Raw genomic sequence first — 18,992 nt, 5'->3', positions numbered from 1 at the left:
GGCTGAGCGCATGGGAATCCGCTATTACGCCTATCCGCTGCACGCCGCCGACGTTCCGCTCGCGGAGGGTGATCCTCGACAGTTCGTGTCCGCTGATCCGCTGGCCGACGCCTGGGGGCTGGACCCCGGTCGGCCGAAGCCCAGGATGCTGTACCTCGACAAGGCATGGCGACCGCTTCAGCTGCTGTTCGCCGAGGCGGCAACGGGTGAGGATCCGCCGATCTCCGCACAGTTGGTGGCCGGTCGGGTGTGGCAGTCGGGCCAAGGATGGTGGGAGCCGCATATCAGCGTGCTGCCGCCTGAACAGGTAGCCGCGATCGCCCGGGACATCGTCCGGTTCGGGCCGGTCGATCAGGCGACCGCCGAACGGATCGATCGCCTCGGGCCCTCGGCGGACTACGTGAACGACTACCTGGTCCGCGCCCAGGAGTTCACCGCGGAGATCGCCCGCGACGGTCTCGGACTGGTGTACATGATCGGGTGACGGCGATCAGTCCAGTCCGGCTTGGTGGAGGATCTGCGCGCGCAACTGCTCGAACTGTTCTTGTGTGACGATCCCCGCCTCGCGGAGCTGCGCCAGCTTTTCCAGGCGAACCACCGGGTCGCCACTGGACTGGCTCGCGACGACGGAGATCTGCGGAGACGGAGGTGGTGCCGAGTCTGCGGGTGGCGCAGGTGTGGAACCTCCGACGTGGACCTGTGCGCCGGGGAACAGCTGCTGGATCCGGGACACCACGTCGTCGGTCGGCGACTGGTCAGCGGCGTCGTGTCCGGGAGCGTTGAGGTGATCGACCATGGCGGCGGCCTGTTGTCTGCCGAGTTCGTCACCGGTGGGTACCTCGTCCCAGAGCACTTCGACGTCGTGCAGATTCCGGGGATCGACCGAGACGGGCAGGCTACGCCCCGGCGACGGCCACTTGGAGACCCGGCACACCAGCTTGCTGTAGGCGGTCTGGTACGCAGGCATCCCGGGCAGTTCGACGACCAGCGTGGCCGAGACGTTGCCGTGCGTGGCGGCGTGCGGGGGTCTGGTGGCCGCGATCACCTGAGCCGTTCCGCGTACCCGGCCGGGGCCGTGCTGCTCGCGGCCGAAGAATATGTCGAGGACGCCCATTCGCGCACCACCAGTTCGGTCGGGACCGATCATCCCGCGACCGGTCCGCAGGTCTTCGGTAGCTCGAGGATATTCCGCCGATGCCCGATCGTGCGCGGATGCTGGGTCGTCCGACACACGGGCGCCCCGGGTTGGTCCGTCCTGACGGTTGCTCATCGGAGCGTCGGGGAGCAGGGGGCCAAGCGAGATGTGACGAGCTCTTGGAGAACAGTGCGTCGGGTGCGCTGAGTTCGGTGCCTCGTCACCGGAGTGCGCATCAGTTCGAGGCGGTCGGACCCGGCGGTCGACAGTCGAATAATCGTACTTGCGTTCGATTTGAATATGAGTTAACCTGGAGTAGGACAACACCCGCCAGCGACCCCTATCTGAGACGACAGAGCACTACCCGCCGTTCGTGCATCGCTTCAGAAGGAGACTCGCGTCATGGATGCCACCACCCTCGCCGACTTCACCGACCTGCTGATCGACGACCTCACCGTCGGCCGGCTCGGTACGCTCCTCGATCAGCTGCGCCCCGCGCTCGACGACGACGCGGTCGTCGCCCTCATGGTCGGCGCGGTACGGCTGCGCAACGTCGCCGACTACCTCATCGCCCAGACTGTCGTGGCCGCCGAACGCCTCGCCATCCCGGCCCGCAGACACCTCAAGAAGAGCTCCGATCTGCTGGCAGCGCTCGGCGTCGCACCCGCGGCTGCCTACCGTGCGGCTCGCGTCGGCCATGCGAGCGCGGCGCTGCCGACCGTTGCTCGCGACCTGCGCGAGGGTGCCCTGAGCATCGAGCACGCCGATGCGATCGTCAAGGGCGTCGGCCACATCGGCAAGCGCATCGACCTCGACGACGATCAGCGCGCGGCCGTCGTCACCAAGCTGACAGTTCAGACCACGCCGGCCGCCATCGATACCAGAGCCCGCGCCATCGCGATCGAACTCGCTCCCGCACCCGAGGGCGCCGCCGCCGACTACATCCCACCGGCGGAGAACCATGCCCTCAACGACATGACCCTCCACCAGAACGACGAGGGACGCGTCGTCGGCGAGTTCGACCTCGACGTGCTGTCCGGAGAGGAACTCCACGCCGCTCTCGACCCGCTCTGCAAGCCCGTCCCCCTGCCCGACGGCTCACCTGATCCGCGTTCGGCCAGCCGCCGCCGCGGCGAGGCCCTCGGGCAGATCGTCCGCACCTACCTGGCGGGCGCCCAGCGCCCGTCCTCCGGCGGCGTGCTCCCACACGTCACCCTGTTGCGCCCCGCCGGCGTGTGGCTTTCCGCCTCTGTTCACACCGGGAGCCCAGTCTCCGCAGACCCTGTCGCCGACGTCACCGGCAACGACGTCGACGTGCTTGGCTTCACCGGACCAGTCACCGCCGCCACTGCCGACCTCGTCGGATGCGACGCCGTCCTCACCGACATCCACATCGACCAGAACGGAGCACCGCTCGACGTCGGGCGCACCGCCCGGCTCTTCCCGCCGAAGCTGCGTCATGCCCTCAACGCCCGCGACCACGGGTGTGCCTTCCCCGGATGCGGCCGACCCGCCCAATGGTGCGACGCGCACCACATCGTCCACTGGAGCAAAGGCGGCACCACCTGCGTCGACAACGGCGTCCTTCTGTGCCGCATGCACCACACCGTCGTTCACCACGAAGGCTGGGAAGTGTTCCTCGGCCGCGACCGCCACCCCTGGTTCCTGCCACCGATCGACCCCGAACACCCCAACCGTCACCGCGAACCCATCTGCTCTCACGCCCGTCGCACCTTGACCAATCTCCCGCGCGCCTGCTGATCCACTCCCACCTGGCAGGTTGATCGGGTACGGCGGAACCACCGCCATTTGACCGGGTGTGGCGGCTCCTTCGACGGTTGAGCGGGTGTGGCGGCTCCTTCGACGGTTGAGCGAGCGCAGCGAGTCGAAACCAGAACACCGACCATCGGCAGTACCCCGCCTTCCGCCACCGGCCTGGAACAGGCTGAGACAGCGGGTCGAGCTCTCCCCGTCAGCCGGAGAGGGCGCACGTTCTTTGAGAACTTCATATCGAAATCCGGGGCAGCCGCGGGAGGCCGGACCCACACAGAGGGTCCGCGCCTCTTCAGGCCGCGCGGCATCGGTGTACCGCAGGTCGTCGGGTTGTCGCGGTGCGGCTCAGCGATACCGCGTCGTGGTGCCGGAGCGGATTGCGGCGGGACCGTGGAGCACGGCGCGGGCGAAGTCGGCCAGGTTCGGATCCTGCCGAGGGAATGGCGGCCACCCGACGGCGCCCTGCGTCGAACCGAGCGAGTCGACGACGTCCCGGGCCGGCCGGATGACGTCGTCGACCCGGCGGGCGTCGAAGCGCGCCGACCGGTCGCCGGGAGCCCAGCCGCACGCCTCGAGGGCGAAGGCCACGTCGCGCCAGCGGTCGTCGCGACCGAACGGCGCCGGCTCGCGACCGTCCGCGTAGGTGAGCAACAGTGCGGTCGCGGCTACCTGGGCGCCGGGGGAGAGCTTGTGGAGAAACCGTGCGGTGAGGGCGTCCCACAGATCGTCGACGCTGTTCGCGGCGCGGTGCCCGTACGCGGTGCGGACCAGCCGTCCGTGCAGCGTGCGGACGACGCCGAGCCGGGTGGCGGCTTCGCGCAGCCTCAGGATGGGAAACGTCAGGTCCTCCCGGTTGCCTTTGCCCATGCGGTCGTCCTGCCAGTCCAGGGTGGTCATACCGTCGTGCACGACGGCGGGCGGGAGCCATCCGGCCTTCGACAGCTGCACTCCTTCTGGGCCGACTGCGTCGAGAAGCCAGGCGAAGGGCGCGACGAGTTGCGCGCGCACCTGCGGGCCGACCTCGACGGGCTTTAGGAGGCCGGTGCGGCGGGCGTACTGGCGGAACTCCGAGCGGACTCCGGCCGGCAGGCACGAGGCGAAGTCGGCGAGGAGCGCGTCCGGCCTCAGGTCGCCGGGACCGCGCACGTCGTCGGCCAGCACCAGACCGGAGAGATCGTGCGGATCGCGTTCGTCGGCGCGGTAGCCGAACCGGGTGTCCAACTCGGCCTGGATCGAGTCGACGTCGAATGTGTCCGGGGTCGGCGGGAACCAGGGGCCGGCGACGGTCCTCGTCCACCCGACGACCGAAGCGTGGTCCGGATGTCCGGGATCGGCCAGTGCTGCCACCTGCTCCCTGTACCCGGGCGGGCCGCCGGAGTCCTCGACCGGACCGCGGCCGGATCCGCCGAGCAGCGTGACCGGGCGCGGTCCGCCGATCGCCGTCGCCGGTGCGGACGCATCGATCCGGTGCGTCCAGCCGTCGCCGAAGTCGTATTCGTACCAGATCGGACCGTCCGTCACGGCCTCGGCGACCGTCACCGCGGATTCGGACCCGAAGCCGTCGAGCCGCAGGTCGCTCAGCTGGCACTCGTCGCCCCAGCAGCGCGTTCCCGGGCCCGGGCGTTCGGTGTTGCGGAACAGGTGCGCATGCACGTCGCGCCAGCCGAACGCGATCTGCAGCGCCGCGTGCAGATCGGCGAGGGAGAGCGAGCCGTCCACGTGCAGGGTGCGCGTGATGGAAGGTTCGATCCCTTCGATTCGAACCCGCAGGCAGATCAGTCGCGTGGCCACCGACCCGACTTTACGTCGGTGCGCAACTCCGGCACCGGGACGAGGTCGGCGCCCGGGTCCGACTGAGATGCGAGCCTCGTCGGCGACGGCGCGCGTCAAGCACTAGCGGCGACCGCATATCCTGGAAGGACATTCGAAGCCACACACACCCGAGGATTCACTCCATGCTCGCCAGAACCGATCTGCGCGGCGCCGACGTCACGCTGAGCCAGCTGCGTCGCGCCCTGCCGCGCGGAGGCACCGACATCAACTCCGTCCTCCCGGTGGTCGCGCCGGTGGTGGAGGCGATCGCCGAGCACGGAGCCTCCGCCGCCCTGGACTACACCGAGCAGTTCGACAAGGTCCGCCCCGACTCGGTGCGGGTCCCTGCCGAGGTGATCGCGCAGGCGCGCGAGGACCTCGACCCCGCCGTCGCCGACGCGCTCGACGAGGCGATCCGTCGTGCGCGCCTGGTGCACGCCGACCAGCGCCGTCAGACCACGGTCACCACCGTGGTCGACGGCGGCACGGTCGCGGAGAAGTGGATCCCGGTCGGTCGCGTCGGGCTCTACGTGCCCGGCGGCAACGCCGTGTACCCGTCGTCGGTCGTGATGAACGTCGTCCCCGCGCAGGAGGCCGGAGTCGGCTCATTGGTGGTGGCCTCGCCCGCGCAGGCCGACTTCGGCGGCTGGCCGCACCCGACGATCCTGGCCGCGTGCGCTCTGCTCGGCGTTGACGAGGTGTGGGCCGTCGGCGGCGCCCAGGGCGTCGCGCTGCTCGCCTACGGCGGGACCGACACCGACGGACGCGAGCTGGACCCGGTGGACCTGATCACCGGGCCGGGCAACATCTACGTCACCGCCGCCAAGCGGCTGGTGCGCGGGGTGGTCGGCATCGACTCCGAGGCCGGTCCCACCGAGATCGCCGTCCTGGCCGACGAGACCGCCGATCCGGCGGTGATCGCCGCCGACCTGATCAGCCAGGCCGAGCACGACGTGCTGGCCGCCTCGGTCCTGGTCACCGACAGCGAGGAACTGGCCGACGCCGTCGATGCCGAGGTGGCTCGCCAGGCTGCGGCGACCAAGCACACCGAGCGGGTGCAGACGGCCCTGGGCGGCCCGCAGTCGGGCATCGTGCTGGTCTCCGACGTCGACGAGGGGCTGCGCGTGGTGGACGCGTACGCTGCCGAGCACCTGGAGATCCAGACCTGTGACGCGCAAGCGGTGGCCGACCGGGTCACCAGCGCCGGCGCGATCTTCGTCGGCACCTACTCACCGGTGAGCCTCGGCGACTACTGCGCCGGCTCCAACCACGTGCTGCCCACGTCGGGTTCGGCGCGGTACTCCTCGGGGCTGTCGGTGCAGACCTTCCTGCGTGGGGTACACGTCGTCGACTACAGCCGCGACGCCCTCGCCGGGGTCGCCGCCCAGGTGGTGACCCTGGCCCAGGCCGAGGATCTTCCGGCGCACGGTGACGCGGTCCAGGTCCGGTTTCGGCAGGACCGGCCAGCGGGAAACGACCAGTGACGGCGCCGGGAAGCAAGGCCTCGCTCGACGATCTGCCGCTGCGTGAGAGCCTGCGCGGAAAGAGCCCGTACGGGGCGCCGCAGCTGCAGGTGTCAGTGGTGCTCAACACCAACGAGAACCCGCACCCGCCGAGCCGGGCCCTGGTCGACGACATCGCCGAGGCCGTCGCGGATTGCGCCGGCGCGCTGCACCGGTACCCGGACCGGGACGCGATCGCGTTGCGCACGGATCTCGCGGACTACCTCTCCGAGGCGACCGGCGTCGCCCTGACCCGGGACAACATCTGGGCGGCGAACGGCTCCAACGAGATCCTCCAACAGATCCTGCAGGCCTTCGGGGGCCCCGAGCGCACCGCACTGGGTTTCACCCCGTCGTACTCGATGCACCCGATCATCTCCGACGGCACGCAGACCACCTGGCTCGAAGCCAAGCGGACTGCCGACTTCGGTCTGGACGTGGACTACGCGGTGGGCGAGATCGCCGCCCGGCGTCCTGACGTCGTGTTCGTGACCTCGCCGAATAACCCGACCGGCGGGTCGATCGGCCTCGACGACCTGCGCCGCATCCTCGAGGCGGCACCGGGCATCGTGATCGTCGACGAGGCGTACGGCGAGTTCTCCGACCAGCCGAGCGCGGTCGCCCTGATCGACGAGTACCCGGCGAAGATCATCGTCAGCCGCACCATGAGCAAGGCCTTCGCCTTCGCCGGCGGGCGGCTCGGCTACCTGGCCGCCGCGCCGGCGATGATCGACGCGCTGCTGCTGGTCCGGCTGCCGTACCACCTGTCGGTCCTCACCCAAGCCGCCGCCCGGGTGGCACTGCGACACAGCGCCGAAACGCTCGCCGGCGTGGCGGCCATCGTCGCCGAACGCCAGCGAGTGGCCGCCGAGCTCACCGCAATGGGTTTCGACGTGGTCGAGTCGGACGCGAACTTCCTGCTCTTCGGCGAGTTCGACGACGCGCCCGCGGCCTGGCAGCGCTACCTGGACCACGGCGTGCTGATCCGCGACGTGGGCATCCCCGGCCGCCTTCGTGCGACGATCGGATTACCCGACGAGAACGACGTGTTCCTGGATGTGAGCCGACGGCTCCGTGCCGGAACCGTCGGCGCCCCGGCCGCCACCGAACGAAAGGCCCGACCATGAGCCGCAGAGCACGTATCGAGCGCACCACGCGCGAGTCGTCGATCATCGTCGAGATCGACCTCGACGGCACCGGGACGACCGACGTGTCCACCCGGGTGCCGTTCTTCGACCACATGCTGACCGCATTCGGCGCCCACGGGGGCTTCGACCTGACCGTGCAGGCCGTCGGCGACATCGAGATCGAGGCGCACCACACCGTCGAGGACACGATGATCGTGCTCGGCCAGGCCATCGCCGAGGCGCTCGGCGACAAGCGCGGCATCCGCCGCTTCGGCGACGCGTGGATCCCGATGGACGAGACCCTCGCGCAAGCGATCGTCGACGTCTCCGGGCGTCCGTACTGTGTCTTCACCGGCGAGCCCGACCACCTGCTGACCTCCGTCATCGGCGGCTACGGCGGCAGCGACAAGGGCCCGGTCACCTCGTATGCGACGGTGATCAATCAGCACGTGTGGGAGTCGCTGGCGCTCAACGCCCGGATCGCCCTGCACGTGCGCGTTCTGTACGGCCGCGACCCGCACCACATCACCGAGGCCGAGTTCAAGGCGGTGGCCCGCGCACTGCGCTCCGCCGTCGAACCTGACCCCCGGGTGACCGGCATCCCGTCGACCAAGGGGACTCTGTGACCCCGGGCGAGGTGAGCGCAAGCAAGGTGGCGCTGCTCGACTACGGCTCGGGCAACGTCCGCTCGGCGCAGCGGGCTCTGGAGCGGGCCGGCGCGCAGGTCGAAGTGACGTCCGACTTCGCCACGGCCCTGGACGCCGACGGCCTCCTGGTGCCGGGCGTCGGCGCGTACGCGGCCTGTATGGAGGGTCTGCGCGCCGTCGGCGGCGATCGGATCATCGGTCGGCGACTCGCCGGCGGTCGTCCGGTCCTGGGCATCTGCGTCGGCATGCAGATCCTGTTCGACGAGGGCGTCGAGTTCGGCACGGCGACCCGCGGCTGCGGCGAGTGGCCCGGCGCGGTGACCCGGCTGCCCGCGGACGTGCTCCCGCACATGGGCTGGAACACCGTCGATGCGCCGGACGACTCGGTGATGTTCGCCGGGATCGACCCCGCGGCGCGCTTCTACTTCGTCCACTCCTACGCCGCGCAGGCGTGGGAGATGGACAACGACGGTTCACCGCTGACCGCACCCAGGCTGACCTGGACCGATTATGGTGCTCCGTTCCTGGCCGCGGTGGAGAACGGCCCCCTGTGGGCCACCCAGTTCCACCCGGAGAAGTCCGGCGACGTCGGCGCGGCGCTGTTGCGCAACTGGGTGGCGACGCTGTGACAGCGGGCCGGGCCCCCGGCGGCCGCACCCGCGCCGACGAATTCTCGTTCGGCCGCATGGTGGCGCGCTCGCTCGGCGCCGCGGTGCTGGTGCTGATCGTCGCGGTCCCGATCATCTGGTGGCTCGCCAAGACCATGGCGACCCTCGCGCTGGTGATCGCCGTCGGCGCCGTCGTCGTCATGCTGATCGTCATGGCGCTCGTCGCCCGGCACGAACTGCGGCACGTGCAGCGCGAGATCGACGAACTGAAGAACTCCGCAGAGAACAACCGACACTCGAGAGAAAGCCGATCCGACTGATGGCCCAGATTCTGGAACTCCTGCCCGCCGTCGACATCGTCGACGGTCAGGCCGTGCGGCTCGTGCAGGGCGCGGCGGGATCGGAGACCTCGTACGGCACGCCGCGCGACGCGGCCCTGGCGTGGGAGCGTGACGGCGCCGAGTGGATCCACATGGTCGATCTCGACGCGGCGTTCGGGCGCGGCGAGAATCGCGCGGTGATCAGCGAGGTCGCCGCCGAACTGACGGTCAAGCTGGAACTCTCCGGCGGCATCCGCGACGACGCCTCGCTGGCCGCCGCGCTGGAGACCGGATGCACCCGCGTCAACCTGGGCACCGCGGCGATCGAGAACCCGCAGTGGTGCGCGCAGGCCATCGCCGAGTACGGGGACAAGATCGCCGTCGGCCTGGATGTACTGCGCGACGACGACGGCGCCTACCGGGTTCGCGGCCGGGGCTGGGTCACCGACGGCGGCGATCTCTGGGACATCCTGGACCGGCTGAACCGGGACGGCTGCGCGCGCTACGTGGTGACCGACGTGAGCAAGGACGGCACGCTGTCCGGACCGAACCTGGAACTGCTCGAGCAGGTGGCCCGGCGGACGGACTCCCCGGTGGTGGCGTCGGGCGGCATCTCGGCGCTCGACGACCTGGTCGCGATCGCCGGCCTGACGCCGCTGGGCGTCGAAGGCGCCATTATCGGCAAGGCCCTGTACGCGGGCCGCTTCACCCTTCCCGAGGCGCTGAGCGCCGTGGCCGCCACGGCGCAGTAGCCCGATGACCGCGGTGGACTCGTCGGCGTTGCCGGGCCTGCTGGCCGTGGCGGGCGAGGTCCTGGACGAGGCCGTCCCGGACTTCCTCGCCGGGCTCGGTGCGCCCAGTGCGGTCGCCAAGGGCGGCACGGACTTCGCCACCGAGATCGACTTCGCCCTGGAGCGCCGTATCGGCGGCGAACTACAGCGCCGCACCGGGATCGACGTGCACGGCGAGGAGTACGGCGGACCGGACCCGAGCATCGGCGCGGTGTGGCTGCTCGACCCCATCGACGGCACCTTCAACTACTCAACGGGTCTGCCGCTGACCGCGATGCTGGCGGCGCTGGTGGTCGACGGCGAACCGGTCGTCGGCCTGACCTGGATCCCCGGACGCGACCAGCGTTTCGCCGCGCACAAAGGCGGCCCGCTGCTGGTCGACGGCCGGCCTGCGCCCGCGCTGAGTGCGGCGACCCTGCATTCGAGCGCGATCGGGTACGTCTCCTACTACTTCGACCAGGCCGGACTGTTCCCGGGCGCCGGGCGCAACCGAGTGCAGGGCGAGATCACGCGGCGGCACGCGAGGATCCGCATGCACGGATCCACCGGCGCGGACATGGCGTACGTCGCGGCCGGGCGCCTGGCGGGCGCGATTTCTTACGGCCGGCATCCGTGGGACCACGCGGCCGGGGTCGCGCTGGTGCGTGCGGCCGGGGGAGTGGCGACCGACGTCTACGGCCGGCCGTGGACGGTCTCGACACCGTCACTCGTCGCGGCGGCCCCGGGGGTCCACGGAGAACTGCTGGACATCCTGGCCGACGGCGACTGGCCGGAACCGACCACGCTGACCTTCTGACCGCGCCGGCGCGCGGTGCAGACACCGAACAACGAGAAGCGAACTCGCCGAAACGAGAGGGACGAGCATGAGCCTGGCAGTACGGGTGATCCCGTGTCTGGACGTCGACGACGGCCGCGTGGTCAAGGGCGTGAACTTCCAGAACCTCCGCGACGCGGGCGACCCGGTCGAACTGGCCGCGCGGTACGACGCGGAGGGCGCCGACGAGCTGACCTTCCTCGACGTCACCGCCTCCAGTTCCGGCCGCGCGACGATGATCGACGTGGTCAGCCGGACCGCGGACCAGATCTTCATCCCGCTGACCGTCGGGGGCGGGATCCGCACCGTCGACGACGTCGACGCGATGCTGCGTGCGGGTGCGGACAAGGTCAGCGTGAACACCGCGGCCATCGCCCGGCCCGAGGTGCTCAGCGAAATGAGCCGCCGCTTCGGTGCGCAGTGCATCGTCTTGTCGGTCGACGCTCGCGGTGTCCCGGAAGGGGGCGAGCCCACCCCGTCGGGCTGGGAGGTCACCACGCACGGCGGGCGCCGGGGAACGGGCATCGATGCCGTCGAGTGGGCCCGCCGCGGCGAGGAACTCGGGGTCGGCGAGATCCTGCTGAACTCGATGGATGCCGACGGCACCAAGGACGGCTTCGATCTGCCGATGATCGAGGTGGTCCGGGCCGCAGTGAGCGTTCCGGTGATCGCCAGCGGCGGCGCGGGCCGGGCCGAGCATTTCCCGCCCGCCGTCGAGGCGGGTGCCGATGCGGTGCTGGCGGCCTCGGTCTTCCATTTCGGCGAGCTCACGATCGGCGATGTGAAGGCCGCGATGGCCGCCGACGGCATCGTCGTCCGCCTCGACCACGACTGATCTGATCAACCTGACTGGAGTCCCCATGGCACTGCCCCCCGACCTCGCCGCCCGCCTCAAGCGCACCGACGACGGCCTCTTCGCCGTCATCGCCCAGGAGGCCGGCACCGGCGAGGTGCTGATGATGGCCTGGATGGACGACGAGGCGCTCGAGCGCACGCTCGCCACCCGCCGCGCCACCTACTACTCGCGGTCCCGACAGCAGTACTGGGTCAAAGGCGAGACCAGCGGTCACGTGCAGTACGTGCGCGATGCCCGTCTCGACTGCGACGGCGATACCCTGCTGTTGACGGTCGACCAGACCGGTGCGGCCTGCCACACAGGCAATCACAGCTGCTTCGACACGACCCCGTTGGAGTTCGGCGCCCCCGCCCGCTGAGCACCACCGACCCCGACCCAGGAAGGATCGACGCCATGCCGCTCATCCAGATCTCCCAGACACCCGGCCTGAGTGACCGGGTGAAGAACGAGACCATCGCCGCGGTCACCGAGGCGTACGCGCGCGCGACCGGGAAGGACCCGGATTCGGTGTGGGTGACGATCAACGAGATCCCGCGCACCCAGTGGGGCGTCGGCGGGGTGCCCCTCGGATGACGGTTAAGCACACCACCACCCGGGAGCAGTTCCTGGACCTGGCCGCCGATCACCGCGTGGTGCCGGTCACCCGGAAGCTCCTCGCCGACTCGGAGACTCCGCTGTCGGCGTACCGCAAGCTCGCCGGCGACAAGGAGGGGACCTTCTTGCTGGAGTCCGCCCAGAACGGCCAGTCGTGGTCGCGCTGGTCGTTCATCGGGGCCGGCTCACCGTCCGCGTTGACCAGCATCGACGGGGAGACGCATTGGTGGGGCACCATCCCAGCGGGCGCGCCCACGCACGGTGATCCGCTGCAGGCGCTGGCGGCGTCGCTGAGCCTCTTGCAGACCGACCGGCTGCCCGGCTTGCCGCCGCTGACCGGCGGCTTCGTCGGATTCATGGCCTACGACTTCGCGCGGCGGCTGGAACGCCTGCCCGAGCGGACCGTCGACGATCTCGGGCTGCCCGACATGTTCTGGCTGCTCGTCGCGGATCTGGCCGCCTTCGATCATCACGAGGGCACCATCACGCTGATCGCCAACGCCATCAACTTCGACGGGAGCAGCGATCGCGTCGAGCAGGCGTACGACGACGCCGTCGCCCGTCTCGACGCGATGACGGCGGCGCTCGCCGCACCGGCGCCGTCGACGGTCTCCACCTTCTCGCGGGTGGAGCCGGACTTCACCGCCCAGCGCACCCTGGCCGAGTTCACCCCGGTGGTCGAGGGCCTGGTCGAGGCGATCGAGTCGGGGGAGGCCTTCCAGGTGGTGCCGTCGATCCGCTTCGAGATGGCGACACAGGCCGATCCCATCGACGTCTACCGGGTGCTGCGTGCCTCCAACCCGAGCCCGTACATGTACCTGCTCCGGTTGCCTGCCCTGGGCGCCTCGGGTGCGGCGGCGCAGCCTTTCAGCATCGTCGGCTCCTCCCCGGAAGCACTGGTGACGGTCGCCGACGGCACCGCTACCACGCATCCGATCGCGGGCACCCGGTGGCGCGGGTCCACCGAGGAGGAGGACCTGCTGCTCGCGAAGGGGCTGTTGGAAGACGAGAAGGAGAACGCCGAGCATCTGATGCTGGTCGATCTGGGCCGCAACGATCTGGGCCGCGTCTGCGAACCCGGCACCGTACGGGTCACCGACTACCGACGGGTGGAACGGTACAGCCATGTGATGCATCTGGTGTCGACGGTGTCGGGCCGGCTGCGCGCCGGCAAGCAGGCGCTCGACGCGGTCACCGCCTGCTTCCCGGCAGGCACGTTGAGCGGGGCGCCGAAGGTGCGTGCGATGGAGCTGATCGAGGAGAACGAGCTGACCCGGCGCGGTCTGTACGGCGGCATCGTCGGCTATCTGGACTTCGCGGGAGACGCGGACACCGCGATCGCGATCCGCACAGCGCTGATGGCCCAGGGCCGCGCCTACGTGCAGGCCGGCGCCGGTGTGGTGGCCGACAGCGACCCCGAGTACGAATTCAACGAGGCGCGGAACAAGGCGAACGCGGTGCTGGGCGCGATCGCTGCGGCAGCGACGATGCGGCCGGTCGCCGACGCCGGAAAGGTCCCGTCATGACCACACCCGACCAGGATCCGGTTCACCAGGGTCCGGCCGAGCCCCAACCGGCGCAGCCCCAACCGGCCCAGCCTGCCCACCCCGATAGGGCGGCGGCTCCCGCGCCGAGCCGGCGACCGCAGATGGTCGCGGTGGTCGCCCTGCTCGTCGCCGCCGCGGCGCTGTGGGGGGCATCGCGCATGCAGTGGGCGCAGGTCTACACCGAGGACGGACTCACTCAGGCGCGCACCTTCAGCGTGATCGGCGCGGACTGGAGTCCCTGGCTGGTGGCCGTGGCGATCTTTTTCCTGGCGGCGCTGGCGGTGCAGTTCGTCTTGCACGGGGTGATTCTGCGTGCCGCGGCGGTGCTGGTCGCGCTCGGTGGGGTGGCGGCGGCGTTCCCCGCGATCTCACTGCTGAACAGCACCGACGACCTCTACGCCACCCGGGTGGTCGAGATCCCGGCGCGCTCGACGGTGGTGGCGGTGACCACCGACTGGGAGCCGGGCGTGGTGGTGCTGTTCGGGGCGGTGTGCGCGGTGGTCGGCGCGGTCGCGATGATGCGGTCGGCGTCGACCGGGCGGCGGATGTCGTCCAAGTACACCTCGCCCGCGGCGCGGCGGGAGGATCTGGAGCGGCGCGCCTTCGCCGATTACGAGCGCCGACAGGCCTCCGGAGACGCCCGCCCGGCACCGACCGAACGAGAGTTCTGGGACTCGCTGGACTCGGGCGTCGACCCCACCGAGGAGCCCGGCGATCGCCCATAGGAGCGGTTACCGGGACCCGGAGGCGGCGGTGTGCGGGACGGTCTCTAATCTGGACTCCACTGGTCGGACAGAGCGGCGCAGCGCCGCAGCACGAAAGGGGACGGCTCGGTGACTGGCGGCACGGTACTCGACTCGATCATCGAGGGGGTCAGGGCTGACGTCGCCGCCCGCGAGGCGGTTCTCGATCTGGCCGCGGTGAAAGTCGCCGCCGCCCGAGCCCCCGAACCCCGGGACGCGACCGCCGCGCTGCGGCAACCCGGTATCGGCGTCATCGCCGAGGTGAAGCGGGCCAGTCCGTCCAAGGGCGAGCTGGCCAACATCGCCGACCCGGCCGATCTGGCCCGCGCCTACGAGGCCGGCGGTGCCCGCATCATCAGCGTCCTCACCGAGGAACGACGATTCCGCGGCAGCCTCGCCGACCTCGACGCGGTGCGTGCGGCCGTCGACATCCCGATCCTCCGCAAGGATTTCATCGTCGGGCCCTATCAGATCCACGAGGCACGCGCTCACGGCGCGGACGTCATTCTGCTGATTGTGGCGGCCCTGGAGCAGCAGGCGCTGGCCTCGCTCCTCGACCGCACCGAATCGCTCGGCATGACCGCTCTGGTGGAGGTGCACACCGAGGAGGAGGCGGACCGTGCGCTCGAGGCCGGTGCCACCGTCGTCGGCGTCAACGCCCGTAACCTCAAGACGCTGGAGGTCGATCGCGACTGCTTCGGCCGGATCGCGCCCGGCCTGCCGTCGAAGGTCATCAAGATCGCCGAGTCCGGTGTCCGCGGCACCGCCGACCTGCTGGCTTACGCCGGTGCGGGCGCGGACGCGGTGCTCGTCGGCGAGGGGTTGGTCACCAGTGGCGACCCCCGGCAGGCGGTCTCCGACCTGGTGACGGCGGGCACGCATCCGTCGTGCCCCAAGCCATCACACTGAGTTCGGCGCGCACCACAAGTAAGGGGATCTGGCAGCCATGACCGAGGATCGTTTCCCGCGCGCCAGCGACGGTGTCGCTCAGCGCTCTCCGATCGGCCCCGACGAGCTCGGGCACTGGGGCGTCTTCGGTGGGCGGCATGTCCCGGAGGCCCTGATGGCGGTGATCGAGGAGGCCACCGCCACCTACGAGAAGCTTCGCACCGACGACGGCTTCTTCGCCGAGCTCGACGGTCTGCAGCGCGACTACACCGGCCGCCCGTCCCCGCTGTACGAGGCCAAGCGGCTGTCCGACGAGGCCGGTGGCGCCCGGATCTTCCTCAAGCGCGAAGACCTGAACCACACCGGCTCGCACAAGATCAACAACGTCCTGGGCCAGGCGCTGCTCGCCAAGCGCATGGGCAAGACGCGCGTCATCGCCGAGACCGGCGCCGGCCAGCACGGGGTGGCCACGGCGACCGCGTGCGCACTGCTCGGGCTGGACTGCGTGATCTACATGGGCCGCGTCGACACTGAGCGGCAGGCGCTGAACGTCGCCCGCATGCGGTTGCTCGGCGCCGACGTCGTCGCCGTGGAGACGGGCTCGGCGACCCTCAAGGATGCGATCAACGAGGCCCTGCGCGACTGGGTGAGCAACGCCGACGACACCTACTACTGCTTCGGCACAGCGGCGGGACCGCATCCGTTCCCGATGATGGTGCGCGACCTCCAGCGCATCGTCGGCATGGAGGCCCGGGTGCAGATCCTCGACCAGGCCGGGCGGCTTCCCGACGCGGTCGTGGCCTGCGTCGGCGGCGGATCCAACGCGATCGGCATCTTCCATCCGTTCATCGACGACGACGGGGTGCGCCTGGTCGGCTTCGAGGCGGCCGGCGACGGCGTGGAGACCGGTCGGCACGCGGCCACGTTCACCGGCGGCAGCCCCGGCGCCTTCCAGGGCGCGTACTCGTACCTGTTGCAGGACGACGACGGGCAGACCATCGAGTCACACTCCATCTCGGCGGGTCTGGACTACCCCGGCGTCGGACCCGAGCACGCCTACCTGCGGGAGATCGGTCGCGCCGAGTACCGCCCGGTCACCGATGTCGAGGCGATGGACGCGCTGGCGCTGCTCTCGCGCCGGGAGGGGATCATCCCGGCGATCGAGTCGGCGCACGCCGTCGCCGGCGCCCTCGAGCTGGGTCGCGAGCTCGGTGCGGGCGCGGTGGTCGTCGTCAGTCTTTCCGGCCGAGGCGACAAGGACGTCGACACCGCGGCCGAATGGTTCGGCCTGTTCGGCAAGCCGCCGTCGGAGTTCGAGTATGCCGAGCAGATCAAGCAGCGGCAGCGCGGCGCCGACGACGCACCGGGGCTCGACGCAGAGGGGAACGCCCGATGATCACTGACCGCAACGCGGTCGGCACAAGCCGACTCGAGGGGACTTTTGCGGCCTGCCGCGCCGACGACCGTGCCGCCCTGATCGGCTACCTGCCGGTCGGCTACCCGACTGTGGCCGACTCGCTGACCACTCTGCGCACCATGGTCGCCGCCGGGTGCGATGTCGTCGAGGTCGGCATCCCGTACTCCGACCCCGTGATGGACGGCCCGACGATCGCGAAGGCGACGCAGGTGGCTCTCGCCAACGGCAGCCGGGTGCGCGACGTGTTCGCTGCGGTGGAGACGGTCGCCGACGCGGGGGCCGCGCCGGTGGTGATGGTCTACTGGAACCTCGTGCTCAAGTACGGTGTCGACGCGTTCGCACGGGACCTCGCCGCCGCGGGCGGGCTCGGGCTGATCACCCCGAATCTCATTCCGGATGAGGGCGCCGAGTGGGAGGCGGCCTCGGACGCCCACCGACTGGACCGCATCTACCTGGTCGCGCCGTCGTCGACGCCTGAACGGCTGGCGATGACGCTCGATCACTGTCGCGGCTTCGTGTACGCGTCGTCGACCATGGGGGTCACGGGCGCGCGCGACGCCGTCTCGAATCTGGCTCCGGAACTGTGCGCCCGGATCCGCGAGCACTCCGACATCCCGATCGGCGTCGGTCTCGGTGTGCGCAGCGGCGCGCAGGCCGCCGAGATCGCCGAATACGCCGACGGGGTGATCGTCGGGTCGGCGATCGTCTCCGCGAGCGAGCAGGGTCAGGAGGCCGTCGCCGCCCTAGTGAGCGAACTCGCCGACGGGGTGCGCGGCAACGCCTGAGCACGCCGACGGAGCTGTCCGTTAGGGTGGCACGCGTGAGTTCCACGAGCATTCTCGCCTATCTGCCCAGCCCGCCCCAGGGGGTCTGGCACCTCGGGCCGGTGCCGTTGCGTGCCTATGCGCTCTGCATCATCGTCGGCATCGTCGTCGCCGTCTGGTGGGGCGACCGGCGCTGGCGGGCGCGCGGCGGACAGCCGGCCGATGTGCTCGACATCGCCCTGTGGGCGGTGCCCTTCGGACTCATCGGCGGTCGGATCTACCACGTCGCCACGGACTGGCACCGCTACTTCGGCGCCGACGGCAAAGGCGTCGGCGGAGCGCTGGCCATCTGGGACGGCGGACTCGGCATCTGGGGTGCGGTGTTCTTCGGCGCACTCGGCGCGTGGATCGGCTGCCGCGCCAAGGGCATCAAGCTGCCGCCCTTCGGCGACGCGATCGCCCCGGCGATTCTGCTGGCACAGGCGATCGGCCGACTGGGCAACTACTTCAATCAGGAACTGTACGGTGGTCCGACGACCCTGCCGTGGGGCCTGGAGCTGTACGTCCGGCAGGACGGCATGCGCGAGGGGATCGCGCTGCCCGAGGGGGTGTCGACCGGGACGGTGGCCAGCGTGGTTCACCCGACCTTCCTGTACGAGATCGTGTGGAACGTCCTGATCGTGGTGCTCCTGGTGGTGGTGGACCGGCAGTTCCGGATCGGGCACGGCCGGTTGTTCGCGCTGTACGTCGCCGGATACTGCGCCGGCCGGTTCTGGATCGAGTTGATGCGCACCGACGAGGCCACACAGGTGCTGGGCCTCCGCATCAACCTGTTCACGTCGGCGATCGTCTTCCTGTGCGCCGCGCTCTACTTCGTCCTCGCTCCGCGCGGCCGGGAGACGGGGCTGTCGATGTACTGGCCCGACCGAGCCGAGGAGCTGGCCGCCGAGGGTCACCTCGGATATGTGCCGCCGGCGATCGACGATGAGGATGCGTCGGACGGGGATGCGTCGGACGGGGAGGACGGCGCAGCGGTGCGGCAGGAGTCGGCCGTCCAGGGCGACGGCCCGGAACCCGACGAAGTAGAAGCGCCGGACGAGGCCTACGAGCAGGGCGGGTCAGACAAGCTGGGCGGCGAAGCGCGCGCCTGGGCCGCTGACCCGGACGAGGAGGAGGTCCGGGAGGCGGCCGATACCGAGGAACCCAGCGGTGTCGAGCCGGACGACGCTGAAGAGCCGGACGACGCTGAGGAGCCGGACGACGCTGAGGAGTCGGAGAAGCCCGCCGCCGAGTCCTCCGGCGCGACCGAGGCAGGCGTCGCCTCCTCTTCCGACGACGACCCCGCCGTGACGACCGCCGCAGGGACGACCGCCGCAGGGACGACCGCCACAGGGACGACCGCCGCGGTGCCGGTCGACTCGGACGAGTTCGATGACGCCGAGGTGCCGCCTGCGGCGGCGGTCTACACCGTGCAGTCGGATCCGGTCGCCGGCGGGGGCATCGAAATCCGCGAAGTGGTGGCCAGTGAGGACGTGTCGATGGTGATCGTCAACGCCGCCCCGTCCGGTGCCGATGATCAGGAGTCGGACGAAGAGCCGGGTGAGCCGGCATCCGGAGAGGTTCCGTCTGACGGTTCGCGGGAGTAGGACTAGCC

Annotated in this window: 20 protein-coding genes; 18 read left to right on the top strand and 2 right to left on the bottom strand. The window is 70.4% G+C overall.

From position 1 onward, the window contains the following. The first annotated feature begins 10 nt into the window (after positions 1-10). Positions 11-484: a hypothetical protein gene (locus C6V83_RS12485; protein ID WP_105942666.1), complete on the top strand. Its 474-nt coding sequence runs from the start codon at positions 11-13 to the stop codon at positions 482-484. 6 nt (positions 485-490) lie between these two features. Here C6V83_RS12485 and C6V83_RS12480 read toward each other — a convergent pair whose 3' ends face one another. Beyond that, positions 491-1,114 carry an SHOCT domain-containing protein gene (locus C6V83_RS12480; RefSeq protein ID WP_105942665.1) on the bottom strand — a complete coding sequence of 208 codons (624 nt, stop codon included), beginning with the start codon at positions 1,112-1,114 and terminating at the stop codon, positions 491-493. Between the two features lie 423 nt (positions 1,115-1,537). Here C6V83_RS12480 and C6V83_RS12475 point away from each other — a divergent pair, with 423 nt between their 5' ends. Further along, the gene (locus C6V83_RS12475) at positions 1,538-2,896 is read left to right on the top strand and encodes an HNH endonuclease signature motif containing protein (protein WP_105942664.1); all 1,359 of its coding nucleotides are present in this window, start codon (positions 1,538-1,540) and stop codon (positions 2,894-2,896) included. 357 nt (positions 2,897-3,253) lie between these two features. Here C6V83_RS12475 and C6V83_RS12470 read toward each other — a convergent pair whose 3' ends face one another. Continuing rightward, on the bottom strand, positions 3,254-4,699 hold the full coding sequence (locus tag C6V83_RS12470) for a plasmid pRiA4b ORF-3 family protein (protein WP_159067512.1): 1,446 nt from the start codon (positions 4,697-4,699) through the stop codon (positions 3,254-3,256). Positions 4,700-4,863: 164 nt separating this feature from the next. On the opposite strand from C6V83_RS12470, the gene hisD reads away from it, so the two are divergent. From hisD to lgt, 16 genes are all read left to right on the top strand, one after another. Beyond that, positions 4,864-6,204 (top strand): histidinol dehydrogenase, encoded by a 1,341-nt coding sequence (gene hisD / locus C6V83_RS12465; protein WP_105942662.1) that lies wholly within the window; start codon positions 4,864-4,866, stop codon positions 6,202-6,204. Beyond that, entirely contained in the window at positions 6,201-7,349 is a 1,149-nt protein-coding gene (locus tag C6V83_RS12460) for a histidinol-phosphate transaminase (RefSeq protein WP_105942661.1), read from the top strand. The genes hisD and C6V83_RS12460 overlap by 4 nt, the downstream gene beginning before the upstream one ends. Continuing rightward, positions 7,346-7,975 (top strand): imidazoleglycerol-phosphate dehydratase HisB, encoded by a 630-nt coding sequence (gene hisB / locus C6V83_RS12455; protein ID WP_105942660.1) that lies wholly within the window; start codon positions 7,346-7,348, stop codon positions 7,973-7,975. Before C6V83_RS12460 ends, hisB begins: the two co-directional genes overlap by 4 nt. Positions 7,976-7,986: 11 nt before the next feature. Next, on the top strand, positions 7,987-8,625 hold the full coding sequence (gene hisH, locus C6V83_RS12450; RefSeq protein ID WP_105943920.1) for an imidazole glycerol phosphate synthase subunit HisH: 639 nt from the start codon (positions 7,987-7,989) through the stop codon (positions 8,623-8,625). Continuing rightward, entirely contained in the window at positions 8,622-8,924 is a 303-nt protein-coding gene (locus C6V83_RS12445) for a hypothetical protein (RefSeq protein WP_234353712.1), read from the top strand. Before hisH ends, C6V83_RS12445 begins: the two co-directional genes overlap by 4 nt. After that, positions 8,924-9,676, top strand: coding sequence for a bifunctional 1-(5-phosphoribosyl)-5-((5-phosphoribosylamino)methylideneamino)imidazole-4-carboxamide isomerase/phosphoribosylanthranilate isomerase PriA (gene priA, locus C6V83_RS12440; protein ID WP_105942659.1), 753 nt, complete (start codon positions 8,924-8,926; stop codon positions 9,674-9,676). The genes C6V83_RS12445 and priA overlap by 1 nt, the downstream gene beginning before the upstream one ends. A gap of 4 nt (positions 9,677-9,680) precedes the next feature. Then, positions 9,681-10,511 carry an inositol monophosphatase family protein gene (locus C6V83_RS12435; protein ID WP_105942658.1) on the top strand — a complete coding sequence of 277 codons (831 nt, stop codon included), beginning with the start codon at positions 9,681-9,683 and terminating at the stop codon, positions 10,509-10,511. Positions 10,512-10,578: 67 nt separating this feature from the next. Beyond that, positions 10,579-11,364, top strand: coding sequence for an imidazole glycerol phosphate synthase subunit HisF (gene hisF, locus C6V83_RS12430; RefSeq protein WP_105942657.1), 786 nt, complete (start codon positions 10,579-10,581; stop codon positions 11,362-11,364). 25 nt (positions 11,365-11,389) lie between these two features. Then, complete coding sequence (hisI, locus tag C6V83_RS12425) at positions 11,390-11,743, top strand: phosphoribosyl-AMP cyclohydrolase (protein ID WP_105942656.1); 354 nt, start codon at positions 11,390-11,392, stop codon at positions 11,741-11,743. A gap of 35 nt (positions 11,744-11,778) precedes the next feature. Further along, positions 11,779-11,958 (top strand): tautomerase family protein, encoded by a 180-nt coding sequence (locus tag C6V83_RS12420; RefSeq protein WP_105942655.1) that lies wholly within the window; start codon positions 11,779-11,781, stop codon positions 11,956-11,958. After that, the gene (locus C6V83_RS12415; RefSeq protein WP_105942654.1) at positions 11,955-13,505 is read left to right on the top strand and encodes an anthranilate synthase component I; all 1,551 of its coding nucleotides are present in this window, start codon (positions 11,955-11,957) and stop codon (positions 13,503-13,505) included. Before C6V83_RS12420 ends, C6V83_RS12415 begins: the two co-directional genes overlap by 4 nt. Then, positions 13,502-14,251 carry a TIGR02234 family membrane protein gene (locus C6V83_RS12410; RefSeq protein ID WP_105942653.1) on the top strand — a complete coding sequence of 250 codons (750 nt, stop codon included), beginning with the start codon at positions 13,502-13,504 and terminating at the stop codon, positions 14,249-14,251. Before C6V83_RS12415 ends, C6V83_RS12410 begins: the two co-directional genes overlap by 4 nt. A 108-nt stretch (positions 14,252-14,359) precedes the next feature. Beyond that, positions 14,360-15,178, top strand: coding sequence for an indole-3-glycerol phosphate synthase TrpC (gene trpC, locus C6V83_RS12405; RefSeq protein ID WP_105942652.1), 819 nt, complete (start codon positions 14,360-14,362; stop codon positions 15,176-15,178). Between the two features lie 37 nt (positions 15,179-15,215). Then, entirely contained in the window at positions 15,216-16,553 is a 1,338-nt protein-coding gene (trpB, locus tag C6V83_RS12400) for a tryptophan synthase subunit beta (protein ID WP_105942651.1), read from the top strand. Further along, positions 16,550-17,359, top strand: coding sequence for a tryptophan synthase subunit alpha (trpA, locus tag C6V83_RS12395; RefSeq protein ID WP_105942650.1), 810 nt, complete (start codon positions 16,550-16,552; stop codon positions 17,357-17,359). Before trpB ends, trpA begins: the two co-directional genes overlap by 4 nt. A 35-nt stretch (positions 17,360-17,394) precedes the next feature. Then, positions 17,395-18,984, top strand: coding sequence for a prolipoprotein diacylglyceryl transferase (lgt, locus tag C6V83_RS12390; protein ID WP_105943918.1), 1,590 nt, complete (start codon positions 17,395-17,397; stop codon positions 18,982-18,984). Positions 18,985-18,992 lie beyond the last annotated feature (8 nt).

The organism is Gordonia iterans (genome assembly GCF_002993285.1).
GTDB lineage: Bacteria > Actinomycetota > Actinomycetes > Mycobacteriales > Mycobacteriaceae > Gordonia > Gordonia iterans.
The sequence above is the reverse complement of the archived record's forward strand: the minus strand, read 5'-3'. Positions and strand labels throughout refer to the sequence as shown.